Below are 14746 nucleotides of genomic sequence, written 5' to 3'. Positions count from 1 at the left end.
GTATATACCCGCACCGGAGAAAAACAATGACATCGATGTGGCGTACGTGCGGTTGGGTTCTGCTGGGGAGTGCGCTGATCCTTGCGTTGTCTCTGGGAGTGCGACATGGCTTCGGGCTGTTTCTGGCGCCGATGAGCGCAGAGTTCGGCTGGGGGCGTGAAGTCTTTGCCTTTGCGATCGCCTTGCAGAACCTGATCTGGGGGCTGGCCCAGCCCTTCACCGGCGCCCTGGCCGACCGCTTCGGCGCGGCGAAAGTGGTATTGATCGGTGGCGTGTTCTACACGGCAGGATTGATCTGCATGGCGCTTTCCGACTCGCCGCTGACCCTGTCCTTGAGTGCCGGTCTGCTGATCGGCATCGGTTTGTCCGGCACTTCATTCTCGGTGATTCTTGGCGTAGTCGGCCGCGCAGTGCCGCCGGAGAAACGCAGCCTGGGCATGGGCATCGCCAGTGCCGCTGGCTCTTTCGGTCAGTTCGCCATGTTGCCTGGCACCCTGGGGCTGATTGGCTGGCTGGGTTGGTCGGCGGCCTTGCTGGTGCTGGGTCTGTTGGTGGCGCTGATCGTACCGTTGGTGAGCATGCTCAAGGACAAGCCGTTGCCGGTATTGGGCCATGAACAGACTCTGGGTGAAGCACTGCGCGAAGCCTGCTCCCACTCCGGGTTCTGGCTGCTGGCGTTCGGCTTTTTTGTCTGCGGCTTCCAGGTGGTGTTCATCGGCGTGCACCTGCCGGCCTATCTGGTGGATCAACATCTTCCGGCGACGGTCGGCACCACGGTGCTGGCGCTGATCGGCCTGTTCAACATCTTCGGTACCTACACCGCCGGCTGGCTCGGCGGGCGCATGTCCAAACCGCGTTTGCTCACCGGTTTGTACCTGCTGCGGGCAGTGGTCATCACGCTATTCCTGTGGGCACCGGTATCCACCACCACGGCCTATCTGTTCGGCATGGCCATGGGCTTCCTGTGGTTGTCTACCGTGCCGTTGACCAACGGTACCGTGGCGACCTTGTTCGGTGTGCGAAACCTGTCCATGCTCGGCGGCATAGTGTTCCTGTTTCACCAGCTCGGCGCGTTCCTCGGTGGCTGGCTGGGCGGGGTCGTGTACGACCGAACCGGGAGTTATGACTTGATCTGGCAAATGGCGATTCTCTTGAGCCTGTTGGCCGCCGCCCTGAACTGGCCGGTGCGTGAGCGACCGGTAGCGCGTCTGCAAGCGCAGGTGGGGGCGATATGAACAGTCTCTGGCCGCGGATCGCTGTAGCGGCCGTCTGCGCCTTGCTGCTGGCGCTGTCCTGGTGGGGCTGGCATGAGGGCGGGCTGGCGCTGATGCAGTTGGGCATAGGTGCTTGCTAGCAAGCGGCGAGGGCGAGTAACTTCGTTTTTGACTACTTGATAAGGATGCACCGACATGTTGATGCGCTGGATTGCAGTTCCTGCGTTGCTGGTGGCGATGACCGGGCTGGCCCACGCGGGCGAGTGCCCGGAGCTGCTGCAGGGCTCACTTCCAAAGCTGCGTGCCAAGGAATCCATCGACCTGTGCCAGCGGTTCGAGGGCAAGCCGTTGGTGGTGGTCAATACCGCCAGCTTCTGCGGTTTCGCGCCGCAGTTCAAAAGCCTTGAGGCGCTCAATCAGCGCTACAAGGGCCAGGGGTTGGAGGTGATCGGCGTGCCCTCCAATGACTTTAAGCAGGAGTCCAAGGATGGCGCCGAGACTGCCAAGGTCTGTTACGTCAATTACGGCGTGACTTTCACCATGACCGAGCCGCAACCGGTGCGAGGCGCAGACGCGACGCACCTGTTCAAGGTCCTGGCCGAGCAGAGCAGCGCGCCGAAGTGGAACTTCTACAAGTACGTGATCGATCGCAAGGGCAATGTGATTGCCAGTTTTTCCAGCCTGACAAAACCTGACGACCCCGAGTTCATTGCCGCAGTGGAGCAGGCTCTGGCCTCCAAACCCTGAACTGCGCCCACTAAAAAGCCCCGCCTCTGTACAAGAGAGCGGGGCTTTTTTGATTCGGTCGGCGAGCGATTCAGGCTCGCCGGGAATCATCAGAAGCGGTAGGTCGCACCGACACCGAAACCGTTCGCGTAGTTTTCATACTTGGCGTTGTAGGTCTGACCACGGTCGTTGCTGTTGTTGACCTTGACCGAATCTTCGCGCAGGTACGAGTACGCCACGTCGATGGTCAGGTCGTCGGTTGGGCTCCAGCCGGCGCCCAGGCTGAAAATCTTGCGATCGCCAGTCGGGATGCGTGGGGAACGGTCGACGTTGTTGGTCGGCGCCTGGTCAACGGACAGACCGGTACGCAGTACCCATTGCTTGTTCAACTGGTAGGACGCGCCGATGGCGTGAGCCCAGGTGTCGTGCCAGTTCTGCTCTTCGGTGATGGTACCGAACTGACCGTTCAGAATACCCGGAACACCTTTGTTTTCGACGGTGATTTCTTTCAGTCGGCTCCAACGAGTCCAGGTGCTGCCTGCGTACAGAGTCCACTTGTCGTCAAGCTGGTGAGTGACCGAGAAGTCCACCGACTCAGGGGTGGTCAGGTCCAGCGATGCGTCGTACTTCTGGCTTGGGTTCTGGCCGATCAGGCCCAGCACGTTGTAATTGACCTTGGTGTCACCCTCGAGCTTGTACTTCACTTTCGAGTGGTAGGTCAGGCCGACACGGGTGCTGTCGGTGGCTTGCACCAGCACGCCGATGTTGTAGCCCAGCGCAGTGTCATCACCTTTGATCTTGACGTTGCCATCCGGCGCGGCCTGGGTGATCGACAGATTCGATTCCAGGGTGCCGTCGATGCGGTTGATGGTCGGGCCGAATCCGACGGAAACCTTGTCGTTGAAGGCGTAGCTGACAGTCGGTTGCACGGTGACGATTTTAACTTCGCTCTTGCTGCCGAAGTAGCGACCGGCAAAGCCGTTTTCGTAGTCGGTTACCAGACCGAACGGAGCGTAAACGCCCACACCGAAAGCCCACTGGTCTTCGATTGGCTTGACGTAGTAGCCCATGGGTACGGCGATGAACGGTACCATGTCGCCGTCGTTGCTGCCGCCGTTCGGGAAGGAGCTTGCCTGGCTGATGTCAGTGTGTGCGTCGAGCATTGCAACACCGCCGGTGACTTGTTCGCGCTTGATGCGGGACATGCCGGCAGGGTTGCCAAAAATGGTGGAAGCGTCGTCTGCTGCGGAAGATCGCCCGGCAAAGCCCGTACCCATCCCGCTGATGCTTTGTTCGTTGATGGCAAAGCCACTTGCAAAGATCTGGGTGGATGCCATGGCAACAGCGAGGCTAAGGGTGGTTTTGAGCATTACTTTTTTCATTATTAGAACTCCTGGTGATCACCGGGGCGGAAATTACCAACATTTTCGTCCCAGCGCCATAGGCTGTAACGCTTGAGTTAGAGCGGTTTTGTAGGACAATCAGACCAGATTCGCCACTTGTTGCACGATCTTGCGAAACTGGTGGGTCAGCAAGCGACTTGATTGAGGGGGGCAACGCAGGTTTGCCAGGCGCACGTAAAATCACGCAGGCGCCCCTGGGGTTGAAAGGTCTGGCGCCAGATTCTGGCCATACCGAGCAAATCATCCGGGGCGGGGAGGGGGGGGTTCTGTTCTTCGATCAGTAGCCAGGCAATGGCCGTGGCATAACGCAGATTAACGGTCAGTTCCAGGTGCGGGCCGCTGAGAAACGCATGCTGGCTGGCCAGGCCGCGAACCAGGCTGGCGCGTTCGGGATCAAGGGCCAGGTAATGGTCCCAGAGGGCCTGGTGACGCAGTTCAGCGATTCGATACAAACCGTGTCCACGGCGGTCATGCAGGGCGGAGCCAAGGGCTGACTGACTGGCGGCGATGCCCAGCAGCAGGGATTCGGCGGTTGCGCTATGGCGTCCAAGATAAATCAGGGTTGGACGAATCACATAACGGCACAGTTCGCTGGCAGCGATACCCATAAGACCCTCGAAAACCGAATTGGGCGGCGATACCTGAATGGGCTTTGGCAGCAATGGATCGGCTCAGGCTCGCCGGAAGCGGACGGGCCGCTTGAGTTGAAGTGTAGTGTCATATTCGTGCTGTAAAGGCCTGTTTTTAAAATATTTCTGGCGGACAGTTATAACCGTTATATCGGTTGGTGCTTAGCCGATGGCTTTGAAACATGAAATCTCGGGCAATAAAAAGCCCCGCTTTTTCGGCAGGGCTTTTGAGGTTTTCAGCCTTTCTGGCGTCTCAGGCAACCAGTGCCTGACGGGTACGCTCGATCACGGCCTGCAGCGGCTCGGCGCTGGAGTATTGATCGGGGTACAGGCGTTCGCTGTGACGGGCGATGCCGTGTTCGTTGACCAGGGTGAAGCTGAAGCAGCCTTTGCGAGCGGCCATGATCAGGCAGTTCATTGGAGCAAAAGCGTTGGTTAGGGTGCGAATGGCATCCTGAGTGTGGATTTGAGTAGACATTATTGTGTTCCTGCATATGACACGGATAAGAACCGTGCAACGTTAAAACGTTCCAGTAACGTCGATCACCATTGATCGAACGAAGAACCCGACTGGAACAAAGCAGCCAGTTTGAAGCGCTGATAAGTTGGCGCGCTTGGGCTGGCAGGTAGGTACTTAGGAGGGCAGGCAACACATCGAGGGCAAAGGTTCTGGGCCCGGGGTGAAGATCCTGATCAATTTGCAGGCTGGTTCGGTCAGAGTAAGTGAGCCTGGCAACACCCTTTGCATTGGCAGAGGCTGTGTTGGCGCAAGATTTACCTGGAAACCATCGAGGTGGCCGATCCCGCTTGTTCGATGGAGCCTTCCGTTGGGAAGACCGACCGGGGGGATTTGTTCGACCAGAATTGACTTTCAGCTTGGTACTAACGCTGCGGATACTAACGTATTGAATTGGTAAAGGGAAGTGTGATAGCGAAAAAGTCTGCTCGTCACGGTTCGCTTGGCTGTTTTGCCCGTAATGGGTTATGCGGGTGGTACTGACTGGCGAACCCCGTATCCGGGCCGAATCCGACCATCGGTCATCGAAGTTTGTAACATCGTGAGCCGGCTTATCGCCGGGTTTTCGGGGCTTATCCATAAAAAAACGGAAAAATGCGCCGAACCGGTGCACCGATATAACCGTCGCGAAGGCACTTGTGCACATAAGTTGCGCAGACTGTCACCGCACTGTCATCTCGGGTTCCAGCATCATGGGTGCCTGTAACCAAAATTTAAGTCAATGAAAAATCTCGCTTTTTTTTACTGGTGAAAAAATCGTCAGTTTGACTGTAAGCCCCATTCCACAGGGCTTTGCGCGGGTTCAAGGGGGGTTGTCCACTGAGTTATCCACAGGATCTGTGGATTGTCCCGAGCGCTTGCTCTAGCACGGGCGTGCTGGGGCTTTTCAGCTTTACCTGTAAGAAAAAGAGAGTAAAGTGGCGCGCCTTCCGATCTGCCCCACAGTGCTTTATGAAGTTTCGCTCAGTAACGCCTTCGACTTCCTCTACACCCTCCACTGTTACCCCTCCCAAGCGCTTTTCAATGCGCGTGGCCGAGTGGCTGCTGGATAGCCCGCGCCTGGGCGAAAACACTAACGTCAAACACATCGCCGGACGTTTGCTCAAGCAACCGGCCCGCGAAGGCATAGTCGCTGCGCAAAGCCGCCTGGGCCAGTTGATGTGCCGTGAGTGCGGCAACGCCCGGGATCGTCGAATCGGCCAGGACCTCTTGCGCCAGGCCGCTCGCGCCGGGGATCGACGCGCGCAGCAGGAACTGGGTCTGATCGAAGACTGAGCTGTCCAAGACCTGACACCTTGGTTAACCTTCAGGCTTTATTTCAATGGCAGGAGTCGCTATGGCTATGGACTTGACCAGCGTTTTGCTCGGTCTGGCAGGGGCTGCGTTGCCATTACTGGTATTGGCCTGGCAACTGCAGCGTCGGGCAAGTTCCAGCCAGGCAGAGGTGTTGCTGCTGGAAGAGCGGCTGGCCATGGCGCAATTGGCGCAGGACGGGCTGAATGTGCAACTTGAAGCCAGTCGTGATGAAGTCGGTGATCTGAGCCAGGCCAACGCCGCCAGGCAGGCAGACCTGGCCGCCCTGCGTCGTGAGGTCGAACTGCTGCAAATCGAACGCGACGACGCACGCGATGCTGCCCATGCGTGGAATATCGAGCGTGCCGGTAAAGAGGCCGAATTGCGCCGGCTGGATGCCCGGGCCGCTTCGCTCAATGCCGAGCTGCGCGAGCAACAGGAAAGCCATCAGCAACGCCTCAATGACCTGCAAGGCTCGCGGGATGAACTGCGTGCGCAGTTCGCCGAACTGGCGGGGAAAATCTTCGATGAACGTGAGCAGCGTTTTGCCGAAACCAGTCAGCAACGTCTGGGCCAGTTGCTCGATCCGTTGAAGGAGCGCATCCAGTCTTTTGAAAAGCGTGTCGAGGAAAGCTATCAGGCCGAAGCTCGTGAGCGCTTCTCCTTGGCCAAGGAGCTGGAGCGCCTGCAGCAACTGAACCTGCGCCTGAGCGACGAAGCCACCAATCTGACCCGCGCCTTGAAAGGGCAAAAAACCCAGGGCAACTGGGGCGAGCTGATTCTGGAGCGGGTGCTTGAGCATGCGGGGCTGGAGAAGGGGCGCGAGTATCAGACCCAGGTCAACCTCAAGGGCCCTGACGGCGAGCGCTTCCAGCCCGACGTGATCATCTACCTGCCGGGCGACAAGCAGGTAGTGGTCGATTCCAAGGTCAGCCTCACGGCCTACCAGCAATATGTGGCGGCTGAAGACGAGGCCATCGGCCAGATCGCCATCAAGCAGCATGTGCTGTCCCTGCGAAATCACGTCAAAGGCCTGGCCGGCAAGGACTACAAACGCCTGGACGGTCTGCACAGCCTGGATTTCGTGTTGCTTTTCGTACCCATCGAGGCGGCATTTTCGGCGGCGTTGCAGGCAGAGCCGACGCTGTTCCAGGACGCGTTCGACCGTAATATCGTGATCGTCAGCCCGACCACGCTGCTGGCGACCCTGCGTGTCATCGACAGCCTGTGGAAGCAGGAGCGCCAGAGTCAGAACGCCCGGGAAATTGCCGAGCGCGCCGGGTGGCTCTACGACAAGTTCGTGCTGTTCATTCAGGATCTGGATGAGGTTGGCAATCGCCTGCAGCAACTGGACAAGGCCTACAGCTCGGCACGTAACAAGCTGACCGAGGGGCGCGGCAACCTGGTCAGTCGCAGTGAGCAGCTCAAGTTGCTGGGCGCGCGGGCGAGCAAGAGCTTGCCGGCGGATTTACTGGAGCGGGCGATGACGGATGTCGACGGGTTGGTTGAGCTGCCGGATTAACGGATCAAGAGATCGTTCGAACGCGTCGCGGTATTGATCGTTCCCACGCGTGGGAACGATCAGAAAACCCTACAACGGTAAATGCCGGCTAAGCAACGCCCGCAACGCCGCCGGCTTCACCGGTTTGGCCAGGTAATCGAGCCCCGCCGCATGGACCTGGGCGACGGTCTCGGGCCGGCCGTCGGCACTGATCACCACGCCGGGTACAGGCTCGCCCAAGCGGGTGCGCAGCCAGGCCATCAACTCGGTTCCGGTTTCACCATCGTCCAGGTGGTAATCCACCAATGCCAATTGAGGCCGTACCCCTTGGGCAAGCAGTGCGGCGCATTCCTCGCGGTTGCGCGCGGTCCAGACCTGGCAACCCCAGCGACTGAGCAGGCTGTTCATGCCGATGAGGATGCTGTCCTCATTGTCGATGCACAACACCTGCGCACCGTTGAGCAGTTTACCGTTGAGTTCGACCACCTTGGCCGGCAGCGCTGCTTGCGTGCGCGCCAGTGGCACGCTGACGCTGAACACGCTGCCGCGACCCGGCCAGGAACGCACGCGCAAGGTATGGCCGAGCACGCGACAGAGCCCGTCGGCAATCGCCAGGCCCAGTCCAAGGCCTTTCTCGGCGCGGGTCTGGTGGCTGTCGAGGCGCTTGAACTCTTCAAAGATCACTTGCTGTTTATCTTCAGGAATACCCGGCCCACGGTCCCAGACCTCCAGGCACAACTCATCCTTGCGTCGGCGAACACCCAGCAATACCGGACCCTTGGCATAACGGAAGGCATTGGTCAGGAAGTTCTGCAGCACACGACGCAGCAATTTGATGTCGCTGTCGATGCGCAATTGACTACCACGTACACGGAACGTCAGCCCTTGCTGGCGGGCCAGCGCCTTGAACTCGGCACCAAGGGTGTCAAACAGCTCGTTCAGGACAAATGGCTGGCGGGCAGGGTTGATCTTGCCGTTTTCTAGGCGGGAAATATCCAGCAGGTCGCTGATCAGGTCCTCGGCCGAGCGCAACGAGCTGTCCAGGTGTTCGACCAGCTTCTGCGCGTCGGCGGACAGTCCGTCTTCCTGATGGCAGAGCGCTGCGGAGAACAGTCGCGCAGCATTGAGCGGTTGCATCAGGTCATGGCTCACGGCCGCCAGGAACCTGGTTTTCGACTGGTTGGCCGCTTCGGCGGTGCCTTTGGCTTCGGTCAAGGCAACGTTGAGTTGGGACAGCTCCTGGGTGCGCGCCGCGACCCGCTGCTCCAGTCCCTCGTTGGCTTCGGTCAGTGCCTGCGCGGCTTCGCGGAACGGGGTGATGTCGGTAAAACTCATGACAAAACCGCCGCCGGGCATGGGGTTGCCAATCAGTTCGATCACCCGACCGTTCGGAAACAGGCGCTCGGAAGTATGGGCACGGCCCTGGCGCATCCAGTGCAGCCGGCGGGCGACGTGCACTTCGGCTTCTCCTGGGCCGCACAGTCCGCGCTCGGCGTTGAAGCGAATGATGTCGGCAATGGGCCGGCCGATACTGATCAAGCCGTCAGGATAGTTGAACAGTTCCAGGTAGCGCCGATTCCATGCCACCAGTTTGAGCGACTGGTCGACCACGCTGATGCCCTGGGTAATGTTCTCGATAGCCCCTTGTAGCAGGGCTCGGTTGAATTGCAGGACCTCCGAGGCTTCGTCGGCGATTCGCACGACGTCCTCCAGTTGCATCTCCCGACCCTCAATGGCGGCTTTTACCACCGCACGAGTCGACGATGCGCCGAGTACGCCCGCCAGCAAGCGCTCGGTGTGGGCGATCCATTCACCGTCGGCGTTCTGGTTCGGGTTGAAGCCTTTGCCCTGGCGGTAGGCGAAGCGGATAAAGCTCTGCCGGGCACGTTCTTCACCGACGAAGCGGGCCGCCAGTTGCAGCAGGTCTTCGATCTGTACCGCCAGCATCGAACGGGCTCTGGGACGGGCATTGATTTCCTGGCCGATGAAACGACCCGCCTGCCAGTGCTCCGATACCCGGGTGCGGGACAGCACCGAGACCCAGGCGAACAGCGTGAAGTTACCCGCCAGCGACAGCACCACACCTTGAGTCAGTGGCGTGATCGGCAGGCCCAGCGGATTGCTGTGCAGCCAGGCCAATCCCGGAAAGCTGCTCAAGGGCAAGCCGAGGCTGTGGGCGGCAATCGGCAGGACCAGGGTGTAGAACCACAGGAAGGTGCCGGCGGCCAGGCCGGCAAACACGCCACGGCGGTTGGCCTGCTTCCAGTACAGCGCGCCGAGCATGGCCGGTGCCAGCTGAGTCACGGCGGCAAAGGCAATCTGGCCGATGGTCGCCAGGCTCGCGGTCGATCCCAAAAGGCGATAGCTGACATAGGCCAGCAGCAGAATGACCACGATGCTCACCCGGCGCACCGACAGCATCCACTGGCGGAACACTTCGAACGGCCGCTCGGCATTGTTGCGGCGCAGCAGCCAGGGCAGGAGCATGTCGTTGGAGACCATGGTCGACAGCGCCACGCTGGCCACAATCACCATGCCGGTGGCCGCCGACGCGCCACCAATGAACGCCAGCAAGGCCAGCGCCGGATGCGCCTGGGCCAGCGGCAGGCTGATGACGAACGAGTCCGGCAGCACCGAGCTTGGCAGCAGCATCTGGCCGGCCAGCGCGATAGGCACGACAAACAGTGCCGCAAGAGCGAGGTAAGCCGGGAACACCCACTTGGCCAGGCGCAAATCCTGCGGGTCGATGTTCTCCACAACGGTGACGTGGAACTGCCGGGGCAGGCAAATGATCGCCATCATCGCCACGCCGGTCTGCACCACCATCGATGGCCAGTTGATGGTTTCTTTCCAGTATTGCTCAAGGCGTGGAGCGAGCATCGCCTGGTCGAACAGGTCGTCGAAACCGTCGTACAAGCCGTAGGTCACGAACGCCCCGACGGCGAGGAATGCGAACAGTTTGACCAGCGATTCAAAGGCGATCGCCAGCACCATGCCGCGGTGGTGCTCCGTAGCGTCGAGGTTGCGGGTACCGAAGACGATGGTAAACAGTGCGAGAACCAGCGACACGATCAGCGCGGTGTCCTGAGCCCGGGTGCCCATGGCATCGGCACCGGCGCCGATCAGCAAGTTCACGCCGAGCACGATGCCCTTGAGCTGCAGGGCAATATAGGGCAGCACACCGACCAGGCAGATCAGCGCCACCACCACCGCCAATGACTGGGATTTGCCATAGCGCGCAGCGATGAAGTCGGCGATGGAGGTGATGTTCTCCTGCTTGCTGATCATCACCATTTTTTGCAGCACCCACGGCGCGCCGAGCAACAGCAGGATCGGTCCGAGGTAGATCGGCAGGAATGACCAGAGCTGTTCGGCGGCCTGGCCCACGGCGCCAAAGAAGGTCCAACTGGTGCAGTAGACGGCCAGCGACAGGCTGTACACCCACGCTCGCACTCGCGGCGGCAAAGGCGCGCTGCGACGGTCGCCGTAGAAGGCGATGGCGAACATGATGGCCATATAGGCCAGGGCGACGGCGGCGATCAGCCCGGTGGACAGCGACATGGAAACTCCCGACGAAAGACATCCGGGCCTCCCGCCCGGACAGACAGTCTCGCACGACCGCCTGCGTTAGTCAGTGTCGACCAAGGTCGTGGCGTGGCGGGGTGTCGCAGGGAATGTTTGTGGTGACGCTCAGGTGTTTTCACTGGCCTGTCGCGAGCCATTCTGCACCGCCAATGGAAATGGGGATCTGAACTCTTATCTGTGAAATAGATAAGTTATAGAGATATTACCCGTTATATAGATATTCGATGCGGATCTAAGATGGATTCCTACCTCACCTGAGGACAGGAGTTCTTCATGACATGCGCCAATAGCGTCAAGCCCGGAATCAAACCTTTCACTCATTTGCAGCACCCGCGGGAAGTGATCCGTCAGTTCACGCCCAACTGGTTCGCCGCCACCATGGGCACCGGCGTGCTGGCGTTGGCGCTTGCGCAGTTACCTGGCGGCGTGCCGGGCGTGCGTGCCATTGCCGAAGCCCTTTGGTTTTTCAATATCGTGCTGTTCCTGGTGTTCACCGCGGTGTACGCGGCCCGTTGGGTCATGTTTTTCGACGAGGCGCGGCGCATTTTCGGCCACTCCACGGTTTCGATGTTTTTCGGCACCATTCCCATGGGACTGGCGACCATCATCAACGGTTTCCTGGTGTTCGGCCTGCCGCGCTGGGGGGAAGGGGTGATTCAGCTTGCCGAGGTGCTGTGGTGGCTGGACGTCGCCATGTCGCTGGCTTGCGGGGTGCTGATTCCCTACATGATGTTCACCCGTCAGGAGCACAGCATCGATCAGATGACTGCCGTCTGGTTGTTGCCGGTGGTGGCGGCGGAAGTCGCGGCCGCCAGCGGTGGTCTGCTGGCGCCGCACCTGGCCGATGCCCACTCGCAGTTGGTCATGCTGGTGACCAGTTATGTGCTCTGGGCGTTTTCCTTGCCGGTGGCATTCAGCATTCTGACAATTTTGTTGTTGCGCATGGCGCTGCATAAGCTGCCCCACGAAAACATGGCCGCTTCGAGCTGGCTGGCGCTTGGTCCCATCGGCACCGGTGCATTGGGCATGCTGGTGCTGGGTGGCGATGCACCCTTGATTTTTACTGCCAACGGTTTGCCGGGTATCGGTGAAACGGCCGCAGGGCTGGGGCTGGTGGCCGGAATCACGCTATGGGGCTTCGGTTTGTGGTGGATGCTGATGGCGGTGCTGATCACCGTGCGTTACCTGCGTGAAGGCATTCCCTTCAATCTCGGCTGGTGGGGTTTCACCTTTCCCTTGGGCGTTTATTCTCTGGCGACGTTGAAACTGGCCACTCTCTTGAATCTGACGTTCTTCAGTGTGTTCGGCTGTGTATTGGTGGCGTTGCTGGCGGTGATGTGGATGATCGTCGGCAAACGTACGGTGCTGGGAGCATGGCGCGGCGAGCTGTTTGTCTCGCCGTGCATTGCAGGATTGAAGAAATAACCTGCAAAGATTAGGTAATGTGTGGCCTGCATCGATATACGACACTCAAATAGCTGTATCCAGGCCACTCAGGGACACATGGAATGAGTCATCCGTCACAGTTCACTTTGCTTCGCACCCGGCGCTTTCTGCCGTTCTTCATTACCCAGTCGCTTGGGGCGTTCAACGATAACGTCTTCAAGCAGTCGTTGATCCTGGCCATTCTTTACAAGTTGGCCATCGAAGGCGACCGCTCGATCTGGGTCAATTTATGTGCGCTGTTATTCATCCTGCCATTTTTTCTGTTTTCGGCGCTGGCCGGGCAGTTCGGGGAAAAGTTCGCCAAGGACGCGCTGATTCGCCTGATCAAGCTCGGAGAAATCGCCATCATGGCGGTAGGTGCTGTGGGCTTCATGTTCGATCATCTGTCGCTGATGCTGGTGGCACTGTTCGCCATGGGTACCCACTCGGCGCTGTTCGGGCCGGTGAAGTATTCGATCCTGCCCCAGGCCCTGCACGAAGATGAGTTGGTGGGAGGCAACGGCCTGGTGGAAATGGGCACGTTCCTGGCGATTCTTGCCGGGACCATTGGCGCCGGGGTGATGATGTCGTCCGCGCAATACGCGCCCATTGTGTCCACCGCGATCATCGGCATTGCGGTGCTCGGTTACCTGGCCAGTCGCAGCATTCCCCGCGCGGCGGCAGCGACCCCGCAAATGCGCCTGAACTGGAATATTTTCAGCCAGTCCTGGGCCACCCTGAAACTGGGCTTGGGACAGACCCCTGCGGTGTCGCGCTCGATTGTCGGTAACTCGTGGTTCTGGTTCGTCGGGGCGATTTACCTGACGCAGATCCCGGCGTATGCCAAGGAGTGGATGCACGGTGACGAAACCGTGGTGACGCTGATCCTGACAGTGTTCTCGGTTGGCATCGCGTTGGGCTCGTTGCTTTGCGAAAAACTCTCCGGGCGCAAAGTCGAAATCGGCCTGGTGCCATTCGGCTCGTTCGGCCTGACCGTCTTCGGCCTGTTGCTGTGGTGGCATTCAGGGGGAATTGCGGACAGTGCCCAGGGACATGGCTGGATTGAAATCCTCGGTTTTGGTCATGCCTGGCTGGTGCTGTTCGATATCCTCGGCCTGGGGATCTTCGGTGGCTTCTACATTGTGCCGCTGTATGCGCTGATCCAGTCACGCACCGCCGAGCACGAGCGGGCCCGGGTGATTGCCGCCAACAACATTCTCAATGCGTTGTTCATGGTGGTCTCGGCGATCGTCTCGATCATCCTGCTGAGCGTGGCCAAGCTGTCGATCCCGCAGCTGTTCCTGGTGGTGTCGCTGCTGAACATCGGCGTCAACGCCTACATCTTCAAGATCGTCCCCGAGTTCACCATGCGTTTCCTGATCTGGCTGCTCAGCCATTCCATGTACCGCGTGGAACACCGCAATCTCGACCAGATCCCTGATGAAGGCGCGGCGTTGCTGGTGTGCAATCACGTGTCGTTCGTCGATGCGTTGCTGATTGGCGGCGCGGTGCGTCGGCCGATTCGCTTTGTGATGTATTACAAGATCTACAACCTGCCAGTGCTGAACTTCATCTTCCGTACGGCGGGGACGATTCCCATCGCGGGGCGTCAGGAGGATATACAGATCTACGAAAGGGCCTTCACCCGCATCGCGCAGTATCTGAAGGACGGCGAGCTGGTGTGTATCTTTCCCGAGGGCAAGCTGACTACCGATGGCGAGATCAATGAGTTCAAGGGCGGGCTGACGCGCATTCTCGAAGAGACACCGGTGCCGGTAATTCCCCTGGCGTTGCAGGGATTGTGGGGGAGCTTCTTCAGCCGTGATCCGGGCAAAGGGTTGTTTCGCCGGTTATGGTCACGGGTGACGTTGGTGGCGGGGTCGGCGGTGGCGGTTGAGGTGGCGGAGCCTGCCAGATTGCAGGCGTTGGTGGGGGAGTTGCGGGGCGCTGTCAGATAGCGGGTGGCTGTGCTGGCCCCATCGCTGGCAGGCCAGCTCCCACAGTGATCTTGGGTGTTCACAAAATTTGTGCAACAACAAAGGCCCTGTGGGAGCGGGCTTGCCCGCGAAGGGGCCAGTGGCCTAGGCGCTGACCTTGAGTCCAACCAACCCGATAATGATCAACGCCACACTGGCCAACCGCACCAGCGCCATCGACTCACCAAACAGAATGATCCCGGCAATCACCGTACCCACGGCACCCACCCCGGTCCAGATCGCATAGGCCGTACCCAGCGGCAGTTCCTTCATGGCCAGGCCCAGCAGGCCAAGGCTGATAGCCATGGCCGCAACGGTCAATGCAGTGGGAAGAGGGCGGCTGAAGCCGTCGGTGTACTTCAGGCCAACGGCCCAGCCGACTTCAAACAGACCGGCGAAAAACAGAATGATCCAGGACATGAAAGACCTCATCGCTTGACGGGGTCGTCCCCAGATTAATGACTCAATCGAGCCGCG

General features: G+C 59.7%; 12 protein-coding genes. 7 read left to right on the top strand and 5 right to left on the bottom strand.

Annotation, left to right across the window (positions count from 1 at the left end; translation table 11 throughout):
- Positions 1-26: 26 nt before the first annotated feature.
- The 3 genes from KW839_RS18525 to KW839_RS18520 are packed head-to-tail and all read left to right on the top strand — an operon-like array spanning position 27 to position 1961.
- Positions 27-1235 carry an MFS transporter gene (locus tag KW839_RS18525; protein ID WP_060541508.1) on the top strand — a complete coding sequence of 403 codons (1209 nt, stop codon included), beginning with the start codon at positions 27-29 and terminating at the stop codon, positions 1233-1235.
- A complete protein-coding gene (locus KW839_RS27705) occupies positions 1232-1354 on the top strand; it encodes a hypothetical protein (protein WP_256352723.1) in 123 nt (40 codons plus the stop codon). Before KW839_RS18525 ends, KW839_RS27705 begins: the two co-directional genes overlap by 4 nt.
- Positions 1355-1409: 55 nt before the next feature.
- A complete protein-coding gene (locus tag KW839_RS18520) occupies positions 1410-1961 on the top strand; it encodes a glutathione peroxidase (protein WP_218425131.1) in 552 nt (183 codons plus the stop codon).
- A gap of 89 nt (positions 1962-2050) precedes the next feature.
- Here the strand turns inward: KW839_RS18520 and KW839_RS18515 are convergent, their stop codons facing one another.
- The 3 genes from KW839_RS18515 to KW839_RS18505 all read right to left on the bottom strand — a co-directional run bounded on the left by KW839_RS18515 (position 2051) and on the right by KW839_RS18505 (position 4450).
- Positions 2051-3322, bottom strand: a complete 1272-nt coding sequence (locus tag KW839_RS18515; protein WP_218425130.1) for an OmpP1/FadL family transporter — start codon at positions 3320-3322, stop codon at positions 2051-2053.
- A gap of 146 nt (positions 3323-3468) precedes the next feature.
- Positions 3469-3951 carry a hypothetical protein gene (locus KW839_RS18510; protein ID WP_060541511.1) on the bottom strand — a complete coding sequence of 161 codons (483 nt, stop codon included), beginning with the start codon at positions 3949-3951 and terminating at the stop codon, positions 3469-3471.
- 274 nt (positions 3952-4225) lie between these two features.
- Complete coding sequence (locus tag KW839_RS18505; protein WP_007898912.1) at positions 4226-4450, bottom strand: hypothetical protein; 225 nt, start codon at positions 4448-4450, stop codon at positions 4226-4228.
- A gap of 990 nt (positions 4451-5440) precedes the next feature.
- On the opposite strand from KW839_RS18505, the gene KW839_RS18500 reads away from it, so the two are divergent.
- Positions 5441-5764 carry a hypothetical protein gene (locus KW839_RS18500; protein ID WP_082457525.1) on the top strand — a complete coding sequence of 108 codons (324 nt, stop codon included), beginning with the start codon at positions 5441-5443 and terminating at the stop codon, positions 5762-5764.
- A 175-nt stretch (positions 5765-5939) separates the two neighbouring features.
- Positions 5940-7304, top strand: a complete 1365-nt coding sequence (rmuC, locus tag KW839_RS18495; RefSeq protein WP_218425225.1) for a DNA recombination protein RmuC — start codon at positions 5940-5942, stop codon at positions 7302-7304.
- Positions 7305-7373: 69 nt separating this feature from the next.
- On the opposite strand, the gene KW839_RS18490 is transcribed toward rmuC, so the two are convergent.
- Complete coding sequence (locus tag KW839_RS18490; RefSeq protein WP_218425129.1) at positions 7374-10844, bottom strand: PAS domain-containing hybrid sensor histidine kinase/response regulator; 3471 nt, start codon at positions 10842-10844, stop codon at positions 7374-7376.
- A 297-nt stretch (positions 10845-11141) separates the two neighbouring features.
- Between KW839_RS18490 and KW839_RS18485 the strand changes: the two genes are divergently transcribed.
- On the top strand, positions 11142-12293 hold the full coding sequence (locus KW839_RS18485; protein ID WP_218425128.1) for a TDT family transporter: 1152 nt from the start codon (positions 11142-11144) through the stop codon (positions 12291-12293).
- A gap of 83 nt (positions 12294-12376) precedes the next feature.
- Positions 12377-14251, top strand: coding sequence for an MFS transporter (locus KW839_RS18480; protein ID WP_218425127.1), 1875 nt, complete (start codon positions 12377-12379; stop codon positions 14249-14251).
- 123 nt (positions 14252-14374) lie between these two features.
- On the opposite strand, the gene sugE is transcribed toward KW839_RS18480, so the two are convergent.
- The gene (gene sugE, locus KW839_RS18475; protein WP_060541517.1) at positions 14375-14689 is read right to left on the bottom strand and encodes a quaternary ammonium compound efflux SMR transporter SugE; all 315 of its coding nucleotides are present in this window, start codon (positions 14687-14689) and stop codon (positions 14375-14377) included.
- Between the last annotated feature and the right edge of the window lie 57 nt (positions 14690-14746).

This window comes from Pseudomonas sp. PDM31 (genome assembly GCF_019218965.1).
GTDB lineage: Bacteria > Pseudomonadota > Gammaproteobacteria > Pseudomonadales > Pseudomonadaceae > Aquipseudomonas.
The sequence above is the reverse complement of the archived record's forward strand: the minus strand, read 5'-3'. Positions and strand labels throughout refer to the sequence as shown.